The organism is Actinoplanes sp. NPDC023714 (assembly GCF_040639855.1).
Lineage (GTDB): Bacteria > Actinomycetota > Actinomycetes > Mycobacteriales > Micromonosporaceae > Actinoplanes.
The window spans coordinates 187,825-207,588 of sequence record NZ_JBFAAR010000003.1 but is presented as its reverse complement, the minus strand read 5'-3'; the positions used below and the strand labels follow the sequence as shown (position 1 = coordinate 207,588).

Below are 19,764 nucleotides of genomic sequence, written 5' to 3'. Positions count from 1 at the left end.
TGTGCCGGCGTCCCGTCGATGGGCCGCCCGGGCACTCCAACACCGTCGCAAGCCGGCCACCTGCGGCGGGAGGAAGAAATACGGGCTTGGACTCGTACTATTGCCCGCTTTTAATGTCGGCGAGCCGCTAGACGGTGCGCTAGGCTGCGCCGCATGACATTCATCTGCTTCTGCGCCGCCGCCGGGCGGACCCGCCGCTCCTGAGCGGCGAGCATCCTTTTCGGTACGTTGCTCCGCCGCTTCCCGCGTCCCAGGCCCATACGTGTCACGTATCGGCTTCGTCGTCATGGAAACGGAGCATGCGCATGTCCCCGCAGAAGTCGCACCAGATCCGGCCGCTCACACCGGCCGACCTGGACGCCGTCGTCGACCTGTCCCTCCTCGCGTGGGAGCCGGTCTTCGTCTCGTTCGAGAACATCCTCGGATCGGCGATCTTCGACCTGATGTATCGCCCGGACTGGCGGGCGTCCCAGGCCGCCAGCGTCCGCAAGTACTGCCTCGCCGAGGGCACGGAATCGTTCGTCCTGGTCACGGCCGATGGTGCTGTGGCCGGCTTCGCTGTTCTCCGCCAGGAGAAGGAGGAGTCGCTCGGCATCATCGAGATGATCGCCGTGCACCCGGACCACCAGCGTCACGGCTACGGCCGGGCCCTGATGGAGTTCGCCGTCCAGCGGCTCTCCGACCAGGGCCTCGCGCTCATCAACGTGGGCACCGGCGGCGATCCCGGGCACGCGCCCGCGCGCGCCCTCTACGAATCCGTCGGGTTCACCGGGCTGCCGCTGGTGAACTACTACCTGCCGGCCCGCTAGCGAACCGGTCGCGCGCTCTCCCTCGGGTCCGGCGCGCGACCGGCCGCTCGTCGTCACTGCTCCGGCGCGCACTCCGGGAACAGGTAGAACTCGAAGTACAGGCCCTGCCCGTCGATGTCCAGCGTCTGCGTGGACGTGGCCGGGCAGTCACCGCCCACCGCGGCGGTCACCGCGTAGGTGCCCGCCGCGACACCGCCGACGGTGAAGGCGCCGTTGTCGCCGGTGGTGACCTGGAGCCCGCCCGGCGCCAGGGTGACGGTGGCGCCGGCGATCGGCTGCCAGGTGTATCCGTTCAGCACGGTGCCGGTGAGCTGTCCGCCGGCGGCCGGCGTGACGCTGACGGCGGCCAGGTTGAGCGGCCCGACCCGGCCGAAGCGGTCGACCGCGGCCGCGAACAGCTGACGGTCACCGGTGATGTCGCCGACCGCGAGGTCGACGGTGGCCGTGCCGCCGCGCACGCCGGCCGCCACCGCGGCGTCCAGCGTGGCCGTGCCGAGGCTGTAGCGGAAACCGGTGACCCGGCGATCCCCACCGGCGTCGAACGTGACGGTGATCGTGCCGCCGGCGGTGGCCTGCGACCCGTTCGGGAAGGTGATCGCCGGCTGGGCCGGCACGGCCGGCCGGGCCTGCGCGGGCGCCGCGCCGGCGATCAGGGTGAAACCTGCGAGCACCATCGCCACCGCGATCGTGAGCACTCGCCGGCCGCGTACGAACGTCATGAAGCCTCCTGCGTTCCCCGTTGGACACAGGAATCAAACAACCAAGATCAACGATGTAAAGTGAAATCTTCTCCCGCTCCGGAGGGCGGCTAGGCGACCGCCCGGGACCACTGCTGGTTCGTGCCGGCGCCGCAGGTGTACTGCTGGATGTCGGCGCCGTCCGCGGTGTTGCCGCCGACCACGTCGAGGCATTTGCCGCTGTGCCGGGCCACCAGGCGGAAATAGGATCCGTAGGCCTGCCACTGCCACTGCTGATTCGCGCCGGCGCCGCACGTCCACTGGATGATGTTCGCGCCGTCCGCCGACGAACCCGACGACACGTCCAGGCATTTGCCGCTGTTGCGGTTCACGATGGTGGCGTATCCGCCGCCGACGTCGCGGAATTCCCAGCGCTGATTGTTGCCGCCGTTCCATCCGTACTGTTTCACCTCGGCGTTGTCGGCCACCGAGTTGCTCACGACGTCGGCGACGCGGCCACTGTTGCGATTCGTGATGCGATAGTAGGTGGCCGGATTACCGGTCACCGTGCCCGCCGCGGTGTCGATCGTGATGGTCGGATACCAGGTGAGGGTCATGCTCGTGGCGGACGGGAAGGAGATGGGCAGCCACACGTACGAGGAGTCGTTGACCTGCCCTCCCCACGCGCCGGCCCATCGATCGCCCAGGTAGAGGAAACTGTTGCCGACCTGCAGCACAAAGGTGGGCTGTGATCGGAATGTGGTGCCGTCACCCACATTCGCCCATCCGGTCCACGGCCCGGAGATGCTGGAGGCGGTCGCGTATTTCGCCTGATTCGGGCTCCAGCCTGTGGCACCCGAGGTGAGCATGAAATAGGTGCTGCCGCGCTTGAACAGCGCCGGCGCCTCCCGATGCGCGTCGTTCCAGAAGTTGCCGACCAGCGACGCCACACCGAGGAAATCGGGGGTGAGCCGATAGATGTGCAGGTCGTAGTTCTCATCCGCCGCGGAGATCATGTACGCGGTCCCGTTGTCATTGAACAGCGTTATATCCCGGGACATGTGATTCAAAGGCCTGAAACTGCCATGGTACGTGTAAGAACCGTCGACAGTGGCGGACGAGGCGACCGCGGCCCTGGCTTCGCTGTAGTCCGAGCCGTTCTCCTTGTGCATCCACATCACATAGCGGCCGGTCGCCGCGTTGTAGATCACCTTGGGGCGCTCGATGTTCGCCCCCCGCAGCTCACCGGCCGCCGCCGGGGTGAGCACGTCGCCGCGGAACTCCCACGTACGCAAATCGGTTGATCGGTAGGCGGAGACCGCGCGGAACGTGTCATCGGCGTTGCGATTCTCGCCGAACCAGTAGTAGTAGGCGCCGACCTTGAGCACGCCGCCGCCATGAGCGTGGAGAACGTTGCCGGACGTGTCGCTGAACGGCACACCGTTGGTGATCGTGACGGGGGCCGCCCGCGCCGGGGAGGCGGGCAGGATCAGCGCCGTGACCAGGAGAAGCAAGGTTGCCAGCGCTCTCATCGCCCACCTCCGCTAACATCGATGAAACTAGATGTTAACGTAAACTCCGCCGTTGTCTACGTGGTCGGCTCCGGCGCCGACTCGAGCGACGCGTCGGTCACGATGGTGCTGTCGTCGGCCTTGCGGGTGCCATCCTCGCCGACCTCCGGATGCGCCGTCCGCAAATGGTCGGCCATCGCGGCGTCCGGGTGTTCGCGCCGGCCGGGCGGGCAGAGGTTGCAGATCGCCATGACCCGACTATGCCCGGTCTTCGCTGCGTACGACCCGGCCTGACGGCGACGAACTCAAATAGCACATATGTACGATGTGCGGCTCTCGGAATTTCCCCCTAGCCTGCGTGGTGACCGCCGCCGCGCCATTTGGCCGTGGATTCGCGACGGCGGTCTATTGCCCCATTCCAGGTATTCGAGAAGGAGCAACGTGACAATCCTAGTGACCGGAGCGACCGGGAATGTGGGTCGCCAGGTGGTGGCCCGGCTGGTCCGGGCCGGGCGACCGGTGCGGGCGATGACCCGCCGGCCGCAGCCAGGGCTGCTGCCGGACAGCGTCGAGGTGATCCGGGCAGACTTCGAACAACCCGGCACCTGGCCGGCGGCGCTGGACGCCGTCGAGTCGGTGTACCTGTTCCCCTTCGCGTACGCCGCGACCGACGACGGGTTCGTCACACAGGCGGTCGAGGCCGGTGTGACCCGATTCGTCGTGCACTCCGCGGCCGCGGCCGGATTCGCACCCGGAACCGGAGGCGACGGCGCCCTCGGGCGGCACCTGACCCAGGAGAGGGAGGCACACCGCGCGCTGGAACTGCTGGTGGAGGCCTCCGGCGCGGAATGGACCCACGTGCGGCCGGGCCTGCTGGCCGCCAACGCTTTACAGTGGGCCGACCAGATCCGGACCGGACGGGTGGTGCGCGGGCCATACGCGGCCGCCGGCTACCCGGTCGTCCACGAGGCCGACGTCGCCGATGTGGCGGTCGCCGCCCTGCTCACCGACGACCATACCGGTGACGCGTACACCGTCACCGGCCCGGCGAAGGTGTCGCAGGCGGAGCAGGCCGCCGCGATCGGCGCCGCCATCGGCGTGCCGGTGCGGTTCGAGGAACTCGATCCGGCCGAGGCGCGCGGGCGGTGGCTGCGCGACGGCGTCGACGAGGAGACCGCCGACTGGATGATCGCGCTGCTCGCCGACGCGGTCGACGGGACCGGTGCGTTGCCGCCGACGGACACCTATCGGCGGGTGACCGGGCGACCACCGCGCACGTTCGCCCAGTGGGCCCGCGACCACGCCGCCGACTTCCGGCCGGAGGCGCCACGATGACGATCCTGGTCACGGGCGCCACCGGCATGGTCGGCCGGCACGTCGTCGCCGAACTGGTGACGACCGGACACCGGGTCCGCGCACTGACGCGGACACCGTCGGCGGCGAATCTTCCGGACGGGGTGGAGGTCGTCGGCGGCGATCTGACCGACCCGCCGTCCCTGGAACCGTCGTTGCACGGCGTCGAGCGGATGTACCTGTTCTCGGTCGGACGGACGGCACGTGACGTCGTCGCTGCCGCGAAGCGGGCCGGCGTCCGGCGCGTCGTCGTGTTGTCCGGCGCGCTGGCCGACTCCGACTTCAGCGAGGACGGGTACCTGGCGGTCGAACGGGCGGTCGAGGACTCCGGTCTGGAATGGACGCACGTGCGGCCCGGGGAGTTCGCCGCGAACTGGCTGGATTGGGCCACGCCGATCAAGGAGGACCGGGTGGTCCGCCGGCCGTACGGGGCCGCGGTGACCCAGCCCACTCACGAGGCGGACATCGCCGCGGTCGCCGCGAGGGTGCTCGTCGAGGACGGCCACGCCGGCCGCACCTACACCTTCGCCGGCCCCGAGGCGCTCACCACCGTCGCGCAGGTCGACGCGATCGGCACGGCGATCGGCGCCACGGTGCGGTTCGACGAGCTCGATCCGGCACAGGCCCGCGCCGAGTGGATCGGCAACGGCTACCCGGCGACCTTCGTCGACTGGATCTTCGCCATGTGGGCGGATTCCGCGCGTGACCCGGCCCCGGCGAATCAGGAGTGGGCCGATGTCGTCCCGCGCTTGACCGGCCGGCCCGCGCGGACATTCGCGCAGTGGGCCACCGACCACGCGGCCGACTTCCGGTAGATCGTTCGTCGTGGGGCATGGCGGCCACCAGGGCCGCCATGGCCCCGCTTATGCGCGGCGATGACCGGGTACGACGAAAGAATGGACCGCAGAAAGGCCTTCGTCGCGATCGTCGTGGCCGAGGCGCTGTTCATCGGATACCTCCTGGTGGAGGCGTTCCGCGCCGATGCCGCATGGCGCCCGTGGTATCTGATCGGCGCCGGTGGACTGGCCCTGATGACCGGCGCCGTCGCCTGGTCGCGGCTCCGCGACGACCACTGACGTCAGCGGCGGGCTCGGCGCCGCAACACCAGCAGCACGACCATCGTCGCGAAAAGCACGCCGGAGACGCCGAGCACGATGAAGTGCAGCACCGGACCGCCGAAGCTGTGGTCCGGATCGCCGAGCAGGCGCGCGGCGAAGACCGCCATCGACGACAGGGTCATCGACCACAGCGCCGTTCCGTTGTGCCACCAGGGACGCTCGTCCGGCATGGTCTCTCCCTTCACCGCCGGCCCTTCCCTTACCCGGAATCCGGTCGGGGATCATGGGTAGACGTGCTGGACAACTTTCGCCTCGGTGTGGCTGCCATGGTCGTAGTCCTTGCGGCCGGTGGCGTCGCCGCCTGTGACCGGCGGCCCGAAGCTGCTCCGAGGCCGCCGTCGGACGCCTGGTCACCACCGCCTGCCGGGGCGGGCTTCGACTATCAGCTCGGAGGGGCCTACCCACCGCCCGCTGGCGTCGCCGTGGTGAGCCGTGACCGGGAGGCGCAGCCGGCGAAAGGGCTTTACAACATCTGTTACGTCAACGCCTTCCAGGCACAACCCGGCACCGAGTCGTGGTGGCAGGCCAACCATCCGGCGCTGCTGCTGCGCGACGCCGGCGGGAATCTAGTGATCGACGAGGACTGGGACGAGGCGCTGCTCGACTTCTCCACCGACGCCAAGCGGGCCGAGCTGCTCACGGTCACCGGCGGGTGGATCGATCGGTGCGCGGCCGGCGGGTTCCAGGCGATCGAGGCCGACAACCTCGACTCCTACACCCGGTCCGGCGGCCTGCTGACCGAGCGGCAGGCGACCGACTATGCGACCGCGCTCAACGCCCGGGCCCACAGCCGAGGTCTCGCGTCCGGGCAGAAGAACGCCGCCGAACTGAGCGACGCCGGCGCCGGCTTCGACTTCGCGGTCACCGAGGAGTGCGCCGACTTCGACGAGTGCGACGTCTACACCGCCGCCTACGGCGACCACGTGCTGGTCGTCGAATACTCACGAGCCGGCTTCACGAAGGCGTGCGGGGCCTACCGCGGCAGGCTGTCGATCGTGCTGCGCGACCGGGACGTCTCGGCGCCGGGCTCGGAGGCGTATGTCCGCGACGCCTGCTGAACTTCTACGATCGGCGCATGAGTTTGCCGGTGGCGGTGCGCCGCAGTTCCGGCACCAGTTCGATGTCGCGCGGGCGCTCGGCGCGGGACAGCCGCGGCTCGCACCATTCCCGCAATTCCGGAACGGTCAGGGAAGCACCGGGTCCGACCTCCACGACGGCGCGGATCCGCTGCCCGAAATCGTCGTCCGGAATCGCCTCGAGGAGGACGTCGGAGACGTCGGGATGCTCGTTCAGGACGGCGGCGACCGGGCCGAGATGGACGTTCTCCCCGCCCGAGACGATCATGTCGTCGAGCCGGCCGTCGACGAACAATCGGCCGGCCGCGTCGAGGTGGCCGAGGTCGCCGGTTCCGAGCCAGGAACCGTCCGCGTGCCATCCACGTACCTGAATCTCGCGGGTCGTCTCGTCGATGCGCACGCGCACGCCGCGCGGTGCCCGCCCGACGGTTCCGGGAGCCGCCCGCAGATCGAAGGGCGTCGCCATGGCGGCCCATCCCGCCTCGGTCGTGGCGTACATGTTGAAGACCCGATCGCCGAATCTCTCCCGCAACCGCCCGCACAGTTCGGCACTCAGCGGAGCGGCACCGCTCACCACCGCCCGCAGCGAATCCAGCGGCGGCCATTGCTCCAGGGCAAGCATTCGCCGCAATTGGATCGGCAGCGCGAACAACAGCCCGGCCCGATGTTCCGCGACCGCGTCCAGAATGCGCCGCGGATCCCCGCCGGGCACCAGCACGACCGGCGCCCCGAGGACGAGACCAGCGGAAAGATAGGTCAACCCGTACCCGTGATGCGGCGGCGTCGCCACCACGATCGGCTCGCCGCGCCGCACCGGCGTCATGCGCAGGTGTGTCGTGACCGGCCCCAGCAACATGCCGATCGGCAGCGCCCGGGAAACACTGCGCGGCACCCCGGTCGTGCCGGAAGTGAGCACCCGGACACGCCCGTTCCGCGGCCTGCGCGCCATTCCGGGCCGCCGCGCGCGGCCTTGCAGCAGATCGGTCCAGGCCATCATGCGTACGCCGGAAGTCCCATTCCCGGGTTCTCCCACAAGAGCGACGGCCCCTTCCCGCCGCAGCACCTCGACGGTCCGTTCTTCCGGGAGGTCGGGAGGCAGCAGAACCACGTCGGCGCCCAACCGGGACAGCCCGGCCGCCGCGGCGACGAATCCGCGATGCCCCTCGCAGGCGAGTCCCACCACATCGCCGGCCCGGACCCCGAGAACGGCTGCCGCATGGGCCGCGCACACGTCGGCGAGCGCACTCAATTCCGGATAGCCGACCGACCCTTCCGCATCGATGAGCGCGATTCCCCGGGCCGGGCCGGCGGCGAGCGCCGTGGCCAGGCTCCGGCCCCGCCCAGCCCGGATCAGCCGCACGATCCGTCCCGGCCGCCACAGATCGGTCGACGCCAATACGCGCAGCGGCTCGAGTCGATCCCCGGCCGCGAGAACCCGTTCGACGGTGCGCGGCATGACCGCCGACACGATCGTCCCGAGCCGCGCCCACCACGGCGACCAATCCCGCCGCCGCACGATCGACCGGCACACGATCCCGGCGGCCTCCGCCGCCGACATCGCCGGCGCCTGCGGATAGTGCGAGTTCATCCGGGTGCGGACCAGATTCAGGTACGTCGTGCTGACCGTGACACCATCGCGCCGCACCTCGGCGGCCGCGCTGCGCAGCCAGGTGTCGAACGCGGCCTTCGAGGCGTGATAGGCCGACCAGTGCGGGGTGTGCATCGCCAACCCGGCCGTGGACACGTTGACGATGTGCCCGCCACCGGCCGCCCGCATGGCCGGCAGCAGCGCCAGCAGCAGCTGGACGGGTCCGAGATAGTTCAGGCTCGCCGTCCGCTGCACGTCGTGGAACCGGTCGGCGGTGTCCGCGACCGACCGCCGGATCGACCGGCCGGCGTTGCTGACCACCACATCGACGCGCCGGTACCGCTCCAGCAGTTCCGCGGCCAGCGAGGCGGCGGCCTCCGGGGACGACAGATCGGCCGGATGGGCGAACGCGGTCCCGCCCGCGGCCACGATCTCCGCCCGTACCCGATCAAGCCGCTCCGCAGTGCGCGCGACCAGCAGAACGGTGGCCCCCGCCGCCGCAAGGCGGTGGGCCGCCGCCTCCCCGATCCCCTCCGAGGCCCCGGTGACCAGCACCACCCGACCCGCGACCGCAGCCCGCAGCCGCGCCGCGCGCGGACCGCGCCCGGTGACCCCCGCCGCGATCCGAACCCACCGCCCCAAGTGATCCACCGCGCCATTCTGTGGCACCGCCGACCGGCTGCGGCACCCCTCACCGAGGATCGTCGGTCGCGTGCCAGGTCCGATCGACCACCTGCGCGTCCTCGCCGGCGACGACCGCGCGCAGCCGATGACGAACGGTCGCCAGACACTGGTCGGCGTTGCTCTCCAAGGCCTGCCGATAGCGGGCCAGTTCGGCGCGAAGCTCGTTGCCGAGATCCTCGGCCCAGTAGCGAGCACGGTCCCTCTCGTATCGGCGGATCGCCCCCTGCGCCGCCTCCAGCAGTTCCTCGAAACATCGCAGGGCGCCCTCGTCCAGTGCCGCGACGGAATCGGCGACACCGTCGTACGCGTCCGGCCGGCGCCCGAGCAGCCGGACGTGTGCCAGCTCGACCTCCTCGGCCCGCTGAGCGGTACGCGCCTCCTGCCACTCCCGCAACAGACCCGACCAGAGGTGATCGCGTGCCTTCCGCAGATCGTCGACCTGGGGCTTCGCGCCGAGCATCCGGGTCGTCTCGATGATGAGCCCCTGCACCCGGTCGGCGACCGCACCGGGCAGCCGCGCGTATCGCTCGAGTTTGGCCAGCGCGTCCGCCGCTGCCGTCCGCACGGCGTCGGCGATCTCCCGGCGCCGTTGCAGGCGCGCCTGCCGAAGACTCAGGAACAGCGTCAGCGCCGCGACGATCACCGTCGCCGAGGTGAGCAGGTTGCCGAAGGTCACTTCTCCGTTGAAGCGCATCGCCTCATTCCCGTCCCGCCGGCGATCAGATGAGCCACCAGGCCCGCCGCGCCGGTCGCGTGGGAATGACCGATGCCACGCCCGCTGTCCGGGTCGACATCGTCGTGGAAGGCGAGCAGGTCGGGCCACGGCTGGTCGCCGAGGATCGGCCGGCGCCCGCCGGGACCGCGGGACCACGGCGCGAGCAGCCGCCCGGCGAGATCGTCGGCGTCCCGCTCCCGGCCGAGTCGCCGAAGCGCGTCGAGGACCAGCAGATGGAACGGCAACCAGACCGTTCCCCGAAGGTCCTTCTCGGTCACCGACCGGATGCCGTACGGCGAGAGGAGATCGCCCGGGTCCAGGGCGCGGTCCAGGATGCGGCCGGCTCGCGTGGAATCGATCATCGCCGGGGTGAGAACGGGCACCAGCCCGGTCAGGGACCGGATCCGCGGCGAGGGTCCTTTCCCGAGCTCGACCACGTCGTAGTACCAGCCATCGTGGTCGTTCCACAGCTCCAGCGCCGCCAGTTCCGCGGCGAAGTGTTCGACGCCGGCGGTGAACCGGCCGGCGAGATCGCCGAAGCCGGGTTCGTGAGCGGCCAGGATCTCGGCCAGCGACCGCATGGCGAGGCAGTGCAGAGCGGGCCAGGCCGACGTGTCGGCATAGGCCTCGTACCGGTGCGGCACCGGGCTCATCGAGCGGTCGAACACCTGGTTCGACGGGTGGGTGAGCGGGCCGATCGGCGCCAGGTCGGTTCCCGCGAACCAGCAGGAGTGGTTCAGCAGAAGCCTGCTGAACATGGCGACCAACCACACGTGATCCCGGCTCCCGTCCGCGCGGAAGACCTGAAGAACCGCCCAGGCCTGGATGGGCGCGGCGGTCGCGGCCAGGTTCTGCTCGCCGGCCGGCAGCCGGCAGTCCGGGCTCATCCAGCCGTCACCGAGCAGCAACGCGAGGTGGTCCTTGGCGAACCGTGGATCGAGGTGCGCGACGGCGACGGCATAGAGCGTGGACTCCCAGGTCTCCAGCCAGGGCCACGCCCACGGGTCGACCACCGGCACCACGTCGCGCACGCGGACATGTCCACCCCGATCGAGCCCGGTGAGCCGCACCTCGTCGTGATAGAACTGCCTGCCCCACAGCAACGTGGCGCAGGCCCTCCTCATGATCATCGCCTGGTCCGGGCCGGTGCCCTCGGGTGTGACCTCGTCGTAGAACTCGTCGGCCTCGGCGCGCCGCCGCGCGAGCACCTCATCGGAGCTCTCCACGGCCGGAGTCGCGGCGGACGCGAGCCGCAGAGACAGTTCGGCCGTCTCACCCGGGTCCACCGGGATGCGGTACCAGAAGGACGCCTTGGTGCCCGTCCGCCGGGGACTGACCGTCGGCGTGCCGAACAGCACGTGGTCACCGATGCCGTCCTTGCCGTAGGGCGTACCCGGCCGCCGGTGGGCACTCTCGTTCTCGCAGTACAACTGCTCCGGCATCAGTCCGTCCGGACCGGGATCGGCCTCCAGCACCATGCGGCCGAGCGTCTCGTGCTCAGCGAGGAGGACGCCGCCGTCCGCCGCGGTGATCCGGGGTCTGCCGACCTGGGGATCCTGCGACCAGGTGTTGCGGAACCACAGGGTCGGCAACACGTGCAGGGTCGCCGCCTCGGGGCCGGCGTTGGTGAGCCGGAGCCTGATCCGCAGATCCTCGGGGCCGGCCTTGGCATAGTCCGCCTCGACGATCCAGTACCGGTCGTCGTCGAAGGCTCCGGTGTCGAGCAGGCCGAACGGGGGATCGCCCCGGAATCGGGTGCGGTTCTCGCTGACCAGCAGATCGTACGGGAACGCCCGCTGCGGGTAGTGGTAGCGCCAGCTCAGCCAGGCGGAACTGGGCACCGCGTCGACGTACCACCAGAACTCCTCGGCGGACTCGCCACGGCTCCCCTCGGCGCTACTGAGGCCGAACAGGCGTTCCTTGAGGATGGGATCCCGGCCGTTCCACAGCGCGAGCGCGAAACACAGGCGCTGCTCGCGGTCGGAGATCCCGGCCAGCCCGTCCTCGTTCCACACGTACGCCCGGGACCGGGCCTCGTCGTGGGGAAAGGCGGTCCAGGGGTCGGCGGACCCGTGGAAGGTCTCCCGGGCGGTGCCCCATGCCCGCTCGCTCAGGTAAGGGCCCAGAGTGCCCAGGCTCCGCCCTCGTCTCGCCGATCGCGCTCAGCGCCCATCGCGTCAACCTAGGTGCCCGGCGATGCCGGTTGCTGCCGGATCGTGGACAGGCCCGCCGGGGACATTCCGGGGCGGGTTCTCTCAAGGTGGGGCGGGCGCCGCCGAAGATCGGGGTCGACTGCCGTGGCCCGGCTGTGGACTCACGGCGGCCGCTTGGTTCGGCGAGGAGAGAATGCGTGCAAGCAGCAACGGGGCGATCCGGCGATGCGAGCCTGGCCGAGGTCGAGCGTCTGCTCGACAAGGTGCGTGCCCATCTGGGCATGGAGGTCGCGTGGATTTCGGCGTTCGGGGCGGATGAGCTGACGGTGTGGGCGGCCACCGGCGCGGTCGAGCAGATGCGGCTGCCGGTGGGTGAGGAGATCGACCTGCCGGGCTCGTTCTGCGCCCGCGTGCTCTCCGGCACCCTGCCCGGCGTCGTACGTGACGTGCGGCGGCATCCGATCGCGCGGGACCTCGACAGCGCCACGGACCTGGACATCGGGTCGTACGCCGGAGTCCCCTGGCAGTCCCCCGACGGCACCACCGCCGGCATGCTGTGCTGCGCCAGCCGCCACCCGGACCCGACGCTCGACCAGCAGTCGGTGCGCTACATGAACCTGATCGCCGACCTGATCAGCGAGCACATGGACGGCCCGCTCGCGGCACGGCGGCACACCGTCGCCACGGCCCGCCGCGCGGTGCAGGCGGTGCTCGACGACGAGGCGGTGCGGATGGTCTTCCAGCCGATCGTCTGCCTGCGCGAGGGCGTGACCGTCGGCCACGAGGCGCTGGCCCGCTTCGAACCGGCCACGTTCAGCGGGCCGGACCGGGCGTTCGCGGCGGCATCGCTGGCCGGGCTCGGGGTGCCGCTGGAACTGCTGGCGCTGCACAAGGCCCTGCAGCGGCTGCCGGACCTCCCCCACGGCGGGTACCTGGCCGTCAACCTGTCCGCCGAGGCGCTGCTCGACGCCGAGGTGCTGGACACGCTGCTCGCCCACGCCGGCCCGCACCTGACCGTCGAGATCACCGAGCACGCCCAGGTCACCGACTATCCGCTGCTCACCGGCATGCTGGACACGCTGCGCAGGACCGGCGTCCGGCTCAGCGTCGACGACGCCGGGGCCGGGTACGCCAGCCTGCAGCACATCCTGCGGCTGCGCCCCGACCTGATCAAGCTGGACATCAGCCTGGTCCGCGACATCGACGCCGACCGGGTGAAGATGGCGCTGGCCCGGTCGCTGAACGACTTCGCCGAGCAGATCGGCGCGAGCCTCATCGCCGAGGGCATCGAGACGGCATCCGAGCTGAGCCGGTTGCGGTCGGCGGGGATCGCATTCGGACAGGGCTACCACCTGGCCCGGCCGGGAGAGCTCATCTCGAAAGGATGAGGACGGCCGGACTGCGGACCGTGATGCTGGCTTGGTGACGGGGCTGGAGAACACGACACCGGGGACCTGCTGCGCGCCGGGGAGGGCCGGCGCCACGGCTGCTTCCGACGTACCCGAGAAGGTTCTGCGCTCTGCAGGAACCTCGACCGTGGCCATTGCGGGCGGCTGGTTCCTGATGGGCAGTGAAGATCCGCTCGCCTATGAGGAGGACGGCGAAGGGCCGGTGCGGCGGGTGCGGGTGGACCCGTTCCGGATGGCGGCGGCGTGTGTCACCAACCGGGAGTTCGGCGCGTTCGTGGCGGACACCGGGCATGTGACGACCGCCGAGCGGTTCGGGACGTCGTTCGTCTTCGCCGGCCTGCTGCCGCAGCCGTTCGAACCCACCCGCGGGGTCGTCGGCGCCGAATGGTGGCGGGAAGTGCCCGGGGCGTGCTGGTCGGCGCCGGAAGGATCGGGATCGGACATCGAGGGCCGCGAGGATCATCCGGTCGTGCACGTGAGCTGGACCGATGCGGCCGCCTACTGCGCATGGGCCGGCGTGCGGCTGCCCACCGAGGCGGAGTGGGAGTGCGCGGCACGGGGCGGGCGCGAAGGGCAGCGGTTCCCGTGGGGCGCCATGCTGCGACCGGACGGCGAGCACCGGATGAACGTGTGGCAAGGCCGGTTCCCCTACCTCAACACGCTCGCCGACGGCTACCTCGGCACGGCGCCGGTGCGGTCCTACGAGCCGAACGATTTCGGTCTGTACAACATGACGGGCAACGTGTGGGAGTGGACCGCGGACCGGTTCAGCGCCGACTGGCATCGCCGGCTGGCGGCACCGATCGAGAATCCGGTGGGCCCGGAGAGCGGGGATCGGCGGGTGCTGCGCGGCGGGTCGTATCTGTGCCACGCGTCGTACTGCCGGCGGTATCGGGTGTCGGCGCGGATGGGCAACACGCCGGACAGCTCGACGGGGAATGCCGGATTCCGGTGCGCGGCCGACGCGTGAGGCTCCTCGGGCCGGTCGTGGATCAGGGACAAACCCGGCCCGCGCCTCGCCGTACCGGCCGCGTGCGGGTCTATCCTGGTGACATGAACGCCGCGTTGCCTGCCAACCAGCAGCAGCACAGCCAGACAGCGGAGGAGCGAGAACGCCTCGTCGGCATCCGCGAGGCGCACGCGGACAAGCGAGACGCCCTCGCCGACCAACGCGAGATCGACGGGGAGCAACGCGACTCCCTCGCCGACGAGCGCGCGCGCCTGGCGGATCTACGGGACCGCTCGCTCGCTGAGCGGGAGAAGGCTTCCGATGACCGGGACCGCCAAGCCGATCTCCGTGACAGTGCCGCCCGGGACCGCGATCAGGCGGCCGACCGGCGTGACGCGGCAGCCGACCGCCGTGACACCGCCGCGAACGAACGCGACAGGCTGGCGAACGAACGGGACCGGATCGCCGATCAGAAAGAGATCGACGCGCAGCTGATCCGGCCCGGCAAGGACGGGTCGGACGGCCATCGCTGAGCGAACGACCGGCCCTGATCCGGAGCCGGCGGCGGGCACGCACGCACCACCCTGATCATGCGGCTTCGCCGAGCAGGCGCAGCGGCGCCACCGGCACGATGCCGCCGGCCTTGGCGGCCAGCTCCGGGTCGATGGTGATCAGTGCGTCGGCCTGCAAGCGGGCCACCGCCAGATATTCGGCGTCGCGCAGGTCGTCCCAGTCGTTCTCCCGGGCGATCCGCCACGCCGTCGCCCGGGACACCCGGTCGCCGAGCAGCCGCATCTTGAGCTCGGTGATCCGGTCATGGGTCGCCAGCGCCTCGCGGTCGGTGCGCTCGCCGCGGCGCACGCTCGCGAGCAGCAGTCGCAGCGCCTCGGACCGGATCGTGTTCGGGGCGACGAGCTGATGGCCGGGATCGACGGCGAGCCCGTCGTCGACGATCCGCAGCAGGGTGAGCGCGTCGATCACATAGCGGGCCATCACGCCACGATAGGACGCGGTCCGGCCGGCAGCGGGGTGGCGGGCGGCCACCACCCCGCATCTGCTCAGCTCGTCAGCGTCCCCCGCAGCAGGCTGACGCCGGAATGCGTGGCGTCGCCGTCGTGGGGCTCGTCGCTGACATCGACGAGGCGGTAGCGGTTCAGGTCGGTGCCGGGCGGCACCGGCAGCACCACCTGCTTGTCGCCGGTCAGGTTGCCGATCGCCACCATCTTCGTGGTGTCGTCCGGGTCGATCAGCCAGACCTCGTGGAAGCCGGTCGTCAGCGGCAAATTCCGCACGTCGATCTCTAGGTCCCCGTCGTCGAGGACCCGCACCCGGCCGCCCGCGTCGACGGGGACGGTCGGCAGCGGTTCGAGGGTGGCCCGGGCCGTGACGGCCGGTGTCGTGCGGCGGTCGATGAGCTGGCCGACGGCGAGGGTTCCGCCCACCGCGAGGACGGCGGCCGCCGCGGCGGCGATCAGGGGCGTCCATCGGCGTGCCGGTCGGCGGTGCGCCCGGCCCCGGCGTTCCGCCAGGTCGGTGACGGGCGTCGCGGTCACTTCCACTGCGGGGGTACGCCTGACGTCAGCTGCGATGGCCTCCCACACCGATTCCGGCGGTGCCGGAAGGTCGCGCAGTTCCTGGCACTGCGCGCCGATGTCGGCGACCTCCCGCAGTGCGGCGAAGTCGTGCCGGCAACCGGCACAACGGGTCAGGTGATCCGCCTCGTCGAGATCCTCCGATTCCTCAGAGAGCGCGAGAAGGACCAGCCGATCGGGATCCAAATGCTGCACCGTCCACCTCCCAACGACGTCGCAGGCTGGCCATTCCACGCCGGATATGGCTCTTGACCGTGCCCAGGGGCAACCCCGTCACGGCCGCTATCTGTGGATGGGTCAGGTCGTCGAAGAACGCCAGCTCGAGGGTGCGCCGCTGCTCGGCGGGCAGCCGGCCGAGCTCGTCGGCGACCACGAGACGGTCGACGACGCGTTCCGGGGTGTCGAGCTCGTCCGGCGCCGACACCTGGGCCCGTACCGTTTCGGTCACTCGCTCGTCGCGCGCCGCGGACCGCAACCTGTCGACGGCCTTGCGCCGCGCGATACCGAGCAGCCAGCCCAGCATCGTGCCGCGCTGCGGGTCGAACCCGTCCCGCCCGGTCCACGCCGCCACGAACGTCACCTGGGTCACGTCCTCGGCGTCCGCCCGGTTGCCCAGCAGACGCTGGCAGAGATACAGCACTGCCGCGCCGTGGCGTTCGTACGCCGTACGCAAGGCTTTCTCGTCGCCGGCGCGTAACCGCTCGGCGAGCTCGTCGTCGGAGCTCATCGACCTCCCTCCCGCGTAGTTGTCTCCTGGAGAGAGTTCGCTCGGCGGCCCGCGAATGGATGCACCTAGGTGAGTAGAGAACGCTGCGGCGCCGGCACGAAGTAGTCGCTCTTCTTCCCGGCCGGCCGGCGCTCGCCCTTCACCAGGTGCGGGATGTGCTTGGCGCAGTGGATGTACGCCTCCTGCACCCGGGCGACGACCCAGAGCGGCGCCCGCTGCCCCGGCGGCAGGTCGCGCTGCTCGCCCGGGTCCTCCACGATCTCCGCGCTGCCGTTCACGTGCAGCCCGATGACCTCGTCGAAGTCGATGAACAGGATGCCGACCCGGCCGTTCTCGGTGAGGTTGCCGAGGCTCGCCATCACCCCGTTGCCGCGGTACTCCGGCCAGCTCAGGTGCTCCTCGTCGAGCACCCGCACGAACCCGGCCGGCCCGGCCCGGAAGGTGCTGTCGCAGCCGCCGCCGGAGTCGGCGGTGGCCAGGAACATCATCTCCTGCCGACCGATGAACGCGCGCATCCGCTCGTTGAGGTGGTCGAGGGTCTGCCGCGCGGTGAAGGCGTCGGCGCGTTCCCGGCTGCCGAGCCTGTCCTGCAGGTGCCGCTCACCGTGATTCATGGTCACCCCTAGTGTCGCCGCATCGCTGCGCGACAGTGTCACAGAGTAACGGCGCCGTTGCACAGCGTTGCAAGTTGCAGCGGGCGCCGAGGGATCAAGCACGCTAGCTGCGCCGGTTCCCCCGCGCGGACGCCCGATCGTCACCCGAAAGGGGGAGGAAACTGTCCCCGCCGGGACGCCGCGAAAAAAGATCACCGAACCACCAATCCGCCGCATGGATGGCCCCGAATCAGGGATGAAAGACCCCGATACAGGAGGAAACAACCATGCGTGCAACGAAGCTCACCGCCCTGGCCGCCACGACCGTCTTCGCGATCTCCCTGGCGGCGTGCGGCAGCGACGCGGACGAGCAGAGCGACGCCGGCGCGGCCGCCCCGATGGCGACCGGTGCCGCGCCGATGACGTCCAGCGCCGCCCCGAGCATGGCGGCCGGGATGGCCGGTGACATGGTCAATTTCGGTCCGGGCTGCGCGTCGGTGCCGGCCGACCCGGCGAACGCCGGCAGCTTCGAGGCGATGGCCCAGGTGCCGGTCGCGACCGCCGCGTCCGGTAACCCGCTGCTGTCCACGCTGGTCACCGCCGTCAAGAAGGCCGGCCTCGTGGACTCGCTCAACTCGGCCGACGGCATCACCGTGTTCGCGCCCACGAACGACGCCTTCGGCAAGATCCCGGAGGCCGACCTGAACAAGGTCCTCGCCGACAAGAAGACGCTGACCAGCGTGCTCACCTACCACGTGGTGCCGGGCAAGCTGACCCCGGCCGACCTGGCCGGCCCGCACAAGACGCTGCAGGGCGAGGAGCTGACGGTCACCGGCAGCGGCGAGGACTTCACGGTCGGCGACGCGGCGTCGGTGGTCTGCGGCAACGTGCAGACCGCGAACGCCAACGTCTACATCATCGACTCCGTCCTGATGCCGAAGAGCTGATGAGCCGCCCCCTTCTCGCGGCGATCACCGGGATCGTCGCGGCGGCCACCGGGATCGCGGTCGCGGAACTCTCCGCGGCCGCGACCCGGCCGCCGGCCGCCCCGCTCGTCGCCGTCGGCGGGGCGGTCATCGACGCGACGCCGGCGGCGGTCAAGGAGTTCGCGGTCCGCGAGCTCGGCACCGCCGACAAACCGGTCCTGCTCGCCGGCATCGCCGTGGTCCTCGCGTTCGTGGCCGCGCAGATCGGCGTCGCCGCGGCCCGATGGCGCGCCGCGGCCCCGGCCGGCGCGCTGCTGCTGGGCGCGATCGGCGCGGCCGCCGCGCTGTCGAGGCCGGCTTCCATCCCGGCCGACGCGCTGCCGTCCCTGCTCGGCGCCGCGATCGCCGGCGCGATCCTGTGGTGGCTCAACAGCCCGGCCCGCCCAAGCGACCGCCCGGCCCGCCCAAGCGACCGCCCGGCCCGCCCAAATGACCACCCGGCCCGATCAAGCGACCACCCGGCCCGACCACGCAAGGAGGCGGAGACCGGCGGCGCGGCCGGACCCGGCGTACCCGAAAGAGGCCGCCGCCGAATCCTGCAGCTGGCCGCCCTCGCCGCCTCGGCGGCAGCGGCGCAAGCCGCGGGAATGACCCTGACCAGCCGGCGCGAGCGGACCGCGAGCCGATCCCGCGAAGCGATCCGGCTGCCCGCCGCGACCGATCCGGCCCAGCCCCTGCCGCGAGGCGCCGCGGCGGACTTCACCACGGCGAACGACGCCTTCTACCGGGTCGACACCGCGCTCACCGTGCCGCGCGTCGACCCGGATCGGTGGCGGCTGCGGATCCACGGCATGGTCGACCGCGAGATCGAGCTGTCCCTCGACGATCTGCTGCGGCGGCCGTTGACCGAAAGGGACATCACCCTGAACTGCGTGTCGAACGAGGTGGGCGGCCCCTACATCGGCACCGCCCGCTGGCTCGGCATCCCCCTCGCCACAGTGCTGCGCGAGGCCGGCATCCGGGCCGGCGCCGATCAGATCGTCGCCCGCTCGGTGGAGGGGATGACGATCGGCACGCCGCTGGTGACCGCCCTCGACGGCCGCGACACCCTGCTCGCCGTCGGCATGAACGGCGAGCCGCTCCCCCACGAGCACGGCTTCCCGGTCCGGATGATCACCCCGGGACTGTACGGATACGCCGGCGCGTGCAAGTGGCTGACCGCGATCGAGCTGACCACTTTCGACAGGTTCGACGCGTACTGGGTGGAGCGTGGCTGGTCGGCACAGGGCACCGTGAAGACGGCGTCGCGGATCGACAGGCCGAAGCCGTTCGCCCGCGTCGCGGCCGGCCCGGTGACCGTGGCCGGGGTCGCCTGGGCGCAGCGGCGGGGCATCGCGGCCGTCGAGATCAGCGTCGACGGCGGCCCGTGGAACGCCGCGGAACTGCTGCCCACCGCCTCGGTCGACACCTGGGTGCAGTGGCGCTACTCGTGGCGGGCGAGCCCCGGGCCGCACTCGCTCGCGGTCCGCGCCACCGACGGCGACGGCGTGGTGCAGCCGGCGGAGCGGGTCACGCCGTACCCGGACGGCGCCACCGGCCGGCACACCGTCACGGTCACGGCAGGCTGAACTCCGGGTTGGGCTAAATCGGACATGGGTATAGACCCGCCCGGACGAGATCAAAAGGACGAGATCAGCAGGAGACGGCATGTCCGACATCAGGGTCCAGTTCCGCGCCGAGCAGACCTTCACCACCGACGGCGGCACCCGGCTCGCCGCCGACCGCAGCACCGAAGCGATGCAGCGCCTGCGCCAGCCCTTCGCCGTCGACACCACCATCGCCGGTTCGACGGATCGTCAACGGAGCACCGTTCTGATGTAGTCG

General features: G+C 71.0%; 22 protein-coding genes. 11 read left to right on the top strand and 11 right to left on the bottom strand.

The annotated features are described in order from the left end of the window. Nucleotides 1-305 precede the first annotated feature (305 nt). Complete coding sequence (locus AB0G10_RS16280; protein ID WP_360921344.1) at nt 306-809, top strand: GNAT family N-acetyltransferase; 504 nt, start codon at nt 306-308, stop codon at nt 807-809. Between the two features lie 53 nt (nt 810-862). Here the strand turns inward: AB0G10_RS16280 and AB0G10_RS16275 are convergent, their stop codons facing one another. From AB0G10_RS16275 to AB0G10_RS16265, 3 genes are all read right to left on the bottom strand, one after another. After that, a complete protein-coding gene (locus tag AB0G10_RS16275; RefSeq protein WP_360921341.1) occupies nt 863-1,528 on the bottom strand; it encodes a carboxypeptidase regulatory-like domain-containing protein in 666 nt (221 codons plus the stop codon). Between the two features lie 89 nt (nt 1,529-1,617). Then, nucleotides 1,618-3,018 (bottom strand): RICIN domain-containing protein, encoded by a 1,401-nt coding sequence (locus tag AB0G10_RS16270; RefSeq protein WP_360921338.1) that lies wholly within the window; start codon nt 3,016-3,018, stop codon nt 1,618-1,620. Nucleotides 3,019-3,074: 56 nt separating this feature from the next. Further along, nucleotides 3,075-3,248, bottom strand: a complete 174-nt coding sequence (locus tag AB0G10_RS16265; protein WP_360921335.1) for a hypothetical protein — start codon at nt 3,246-3,248, stop codon at nt 3,075-3,077. A gap of 202 nt (nt 3,249-3,450) precedes the next feature. Between AB0G10_RS16265 and AB0G10_RS16260 the strand changes: the two genes are divergently transcribed. The 3 genes from AB0G10_RS16260 to AB0G10_RS16250 all read left to right on the top strand — a co-directional run bounded on the left by AB0G10_RS16260 (nt 3,451) and on the right by AB0G10_RS16250 (nt 5,426). Further along, nucleotides 3,451-4,332 carry an NAD(P)H-binding protein gene (locus tag AB0G10_RS16260; RefSeq protein WP_360923031.1) on the top strand — a complete coding sequence of 294 codons (882 nt, stop codon included), beginning with the start codon at nt 3,451-3,453 and terminating at the stop codon, nt 4,330-4,332. Continuing rightward, on the top strand, nt 4,329-5,165 hold the full coding sequence (locus AB0G10_RS16255) for an NAD(P)H-binding protein (protein WP_360921332.1): 837 nt from the start codon (nt 4,329-4,331) through the stop codon (nt 5,163-5,165). Before AB0G10_RS16260 ends, AB0G10_RS16255 begins: the two co-directional genes overlap by 4 nt. A gap of 81 nt (nt 5,166-5,246) precedes the next feature. Further along, nucleotides 5,247-5,426, top strand: coding sequence for a hypothetical protein (locus tag AB0G10_RS16250; RefSeq protein ID WP_360921329.1), 180 nt, complete (start codon nt 5,247-5,249; stop codon nt 5,424-5,426). A gap of 2 nt (nt 5,427-5,428) precedes the next feature. Here the strand turns inward: AB0G10_RS16250 and AB0G10_RS16245 are convergent, their stop codons facing one another. Then, entirely contained in the window at nt 5,429-5,638 is a 210-nt protein-coding gene (locus tag AB0G10_RS16245; RefSeq protein ID WP_360921326.1) for a hypothetical protein, read from the bottom strand. A 96-nt stretch (nt 5,639-5,734) separates the two neighbouring features. Between AB0G10_RS16245 and AB0G10_RS16240 the strand changes: the two genes are divergently transcribed. Then, a complete protein-coding gene (locus tag AB0G10_RS16240) occupies nt 5,735-6,526 on the top strand; it encodes an endo alpha-1,4 polygalactosaminidase (protein ID WP_360921323.1) in 792 nt (263 codons plus the stop codon). Between the two features lie 4 nt (nt 6,527-6,530). Here AB0G10_RS16240 and AB0G10_RS16235 read toward each other — a convergent pair whose 3' ends face one another. Genes AB0G10_RS16235 through AB0G10_RS16225 form a run of 3 tightly spaced genes read right to left on the bottom strand, consistent with a single transcriptional unit; the run spans nt 6,531 to nt 11,546 of the window. Next, on the bottom strand, nt 6,531-8,783 hold the full coding sequence (locus AB0G10_RS16235; RefSeq protein ID WP_360921320.1) for an SDR family NAD(P)-dependent oxidoreductase: 2,253 nt from the start codon (nt 8,781-8,783) through the stop codon (nt 6,531-6,533). A gap of 40 nt (nt 8,784-8,823) precedes the next feature. Then, nucleotides 8,824-9,510, bottom strand: a complete 687-nt coding sequence (locus tag AB0G10_RS16230) for a hypothetical protein (RefSeq protein ID WP_360921317.1) — start codon at nt 9,508-9,510, stop codon at nt 8,824-8,826. Then, nucleotides 9,489-11,546, bottom strand: coding sequence for a hypothetical protein (locus AB0G10_RS16225; protein ID WP_360921314.1), 2,058 nt, complete (start codon nt 11,544-11,546; stop codon nt 9,489-9,491). The genes AB0G10_RS16230 and AB0G10_RS16225 overlap by 22 nt, the downstream gene beginning before the upstream one ends. A 335-nt stretch (nt 11,547-11,881) precedes the next feature. On the opposite strand from AB0G10_RS16225, the gene AB0G10_RS16220 reads away from it, so the two are divergent. From AB0G10_RS16220 to AB0G10_RS16210, 3 genes are all read left to right on the top strand, one after another. Further along, nucleotides 11,882-13,072: an EAL domain-containing protein gene (locus tag AB0G10_RS16220; protein ID WP_360921311.1), complete on the top strand. Its 1,191-nt coding sequence runs from the start codon at nt 11,882-11,884 to the stop codon at nt 13,070-13,072. A 148-nt stretch (nt 13,073-13,220) separates the two neighbouring features. Beyond that, the gene (locus AB0G10_RS16215) at nt 13,221-14,063 is read left to right on the top strand and encodes a formylglycine-generating enzyme family protein (protein WP_360921308.1); all 843 of its coding nucleotides are present in this window, start codon (nt 13,221-13,223) and stop codon (nt 14,061-14,063) included. An 83-nt stretch (nt 14,064-14,146) separates the two neighbouring features. Continuing rightward, nucleotides 14,147-14,575: a hypothetical protein gene (locus AB0G10_RS16210; protein ID WP_360921305.1), complete on the top strand. Its 429-nt coding sequence runs from the start codon at nt 14,147-14,149 to the stop codon at nt 14,573-14,575. Nucleotides 14,576-14,630: 55 nt separating this feature from the next. Here the strand turns inward: AB0G10_RS16210 and AB0G10_RS16205 are convergent, their stop codons facing one another. The 4 genes from AB0G10_RS16205 to AB0G10_RS16190 form a co-directional block, all read right to left on the bottom strand. Next, complete coding sequence (locus tag AB0G10_RS16205; RefSeq protein WP_360921302.1) at nt 14,631-15,035, bottom strand: hypothetical protein; 405 nt, start codon at nt 15,033-15,035, stop codon at nt 14,631-14,633. A 65-nt stretch (nt 15,036-15,100) separates the two neighbouring features. Further along, on the bottom strand, nt 15,101-15,829 hold the full coding sequence (locus AB0G10_RS16200) for an anti-sigma factor (protein ID WP_360921299.1): 729 nt from the start codon (nt 15,827-15,829) through the stop codon (nt 15,101-15,103). Further along, nucleotides 15,783-16,361 carry a sigma-70 family RNA polymerase sigma factor gene (locus AB0G10_RS16195; protein WP_360921296.1) on the bottom strand — a complete coding sequence of 193 codons (579 nt, stop codon included), beginning with the start codon at nt 16,359-16,361 and terminating at the stop codon, nt 15,783-15,785. Before AB0G10_RS16195 ends, AB0G10_RS16200 begins: the two co-directional genes overlap by 47 nt. A 65-nt stretch (nt 16,362-16,426) precedes the next feature. Next, the gene (locus AB0G10_RS16190) at nt 16,427-16,975 is read right to left on the bottom strand and encodes a pyridoxamine 5'-phosphate oxidase family protein (RefSeq protein ID WP_360921293.1); all 549 of its coding nucleotides are present in this window, start codon (nt 16,973-16,975) and stop codon (nt 16,427-16,429) included. A 266-nt stretch (nt 16,976-17,241) separates the two neighbouring features. Here AB0G10_RS16190 and AB0G10_RS16185 point away from each other — a divergent pair, with 266 nt between their 5' ends. The 3 genes from AB0G10_RS16185 (at nt 17,242) to AB0G10_RS16175 (ending at nt 19,761) form a co-directional block, all read left to right on the top strand. Then, nucleotides 17,242-17,901, top strand: a complete 660-nt coding sequence (locus AB0G10_RS16185) for a fasciclin domain-containing protein (RefSeq protein ID WP_360921290.1) — start codon at nt 17,242-17,244, stop codon at nt 17,899-17,901. Continuing rightward, nucleotides 17,901-19,508 (top strand): molybdopterin-dependent oxidoreductase, encoded by a 1,608-nt coding sequence (locus tag AB0G10_RS16180; RefSeq protein WP_360921286.1) that lies wholly within the window; start codon nt 17,901-17,903, stop codon nt 19,506-19,508. Before AB0G10_RS16185 ends, AB0G10_RS16180 begins: the two co-directional genes overlap by 1 nt. 79 nt (nt 19,509-19,587) lie before the next feature. After that, a complete protein-coding gene (locus AB0G10_RS16175; RefSeq protein ID WP_360921283.1) occupies nt 19,588-19,761 on the top strand; it encodes a hypothetical protein in 174 nt (57 codons plus the stop codon). The last annotated feature ends 3 nt before the right edge of the window (nt 19,762-19,764 follow it).

Bases quoted from the DNA above. Each gene is read 5' to 3' on its own strand.
- AB0G10_RS16280 (WP_360921344.1), top strand. From the start codon at position 306: ATGTCCCCGCAGAAGTCGCACCAGATCCGGCCGCTCACACCGGCCGAC.
- AB0G10_RS16275 (WP_360921341.1), bottom strand. From the start codon at position 1,528: ATGACGTTCGTACGCGGCCGGCGAGTGCTCACGATCGCGGTGGCGATG.
- AB0G10_RS16270 (WP_360921338.1), bottom strand. From the start codon at position 3,018: ATGAGAGCGCTGGCAACCTTGCTTCTCCTGGTCACGGCGCTGATCCTG.
- AB0G10_RS16265 (WP_360921335.1), bottom strand. From the start codon at position 3,248: ATGGCGATCTGCAACCTCTGCCCGCCCGGCCGGCGCGAACACCCGGAC.
- AB0G10_RS16255 (WP_360921332.1), top strand. From the start codon at position 4,329: ATGACGATCCTGGTCACGGGCGCCACCGGCATGGTCGGCCGGCACGTC.
- AB0G10_RS16250 (WP_360921329.1), top strand. From the start codon at position 5,247: ATGGACCGCAGAAAGGCCTTCGTCGCGATCGTCGTGGCCGAGGCGCTG.
- AB0G10_RS16245 (WP_360921326.1), bottom strand. From the start codon at position 5,638: ATGCCGGACGAGCGTCCCTGGTGGCACAACGGAACGGCGCTGTGGTCG.
- AB0G10_RS16240 (WP_360921323.1), top strand. From the start codon at position 5,735: ATGGTCGTAGTCCTTGCGGCCGGTGGCGTCGCCGCCTGTGACCGGCGG.
- AB0G10_RS16230 (WP_360921317.1), bottom strand. From the start codon at position 9,510: ATGCGCTTCAACGGAGAAGTGACCTTCGGCAACCTGCTCACCTCGGCG.
- AB0G10_RS16210 (WP_360921305.1), top strand. From the start codon at position 14,147: ATGAACGCCGCGTTGCCTGCCAACCAGCAGCAGCACAGCCAGACAGCG.
- AB0G10_RS16205 (WP_360921302.1), bottom strand. From the start codon at position 15,035: ATGGCCCGCTATGTGATCGACGCGCTCACCCTGCTGCGGATCGTCGAC.
- AB0G10_RS16195 (WP_360921296.1), bottom strand. From the start codon at position 16,361: ATGAGCTCCGACGACGAGCTCGCCGAGCGGTTACGCGCCGGCGACGAG.
- AB0G10_RS16190 (WP_360921293.1), bottom strand. From the start codon at position 16,975: ATGAATCACGGTGAGCGGCACCTGCAGGACAGGCTCGGCAGCCGGGAA.
- AB0G10_RS16185 (WP_360921290.1), top strand. From the start codon at position 17,242: ATGCGTGCAACGAAGCTCACCGCCCTGGCCGCCACGACCGTCTTCGCG.
- AB0G10_RS16180 (WP_360921286.1), top strand. From the start codon at position 17,901: ATGAGCCGCCCCCTTCTCGCGGCGATCACCGGGATCGTCGCGGCGGCC.
- AB0G10_RS16175 (WP_360921283.1), top strand. From the start codon at position 19,588: ATGTCCGACATCAGGGTCCAGTTCCGCGCCGAGCAGACCTTCACCACC.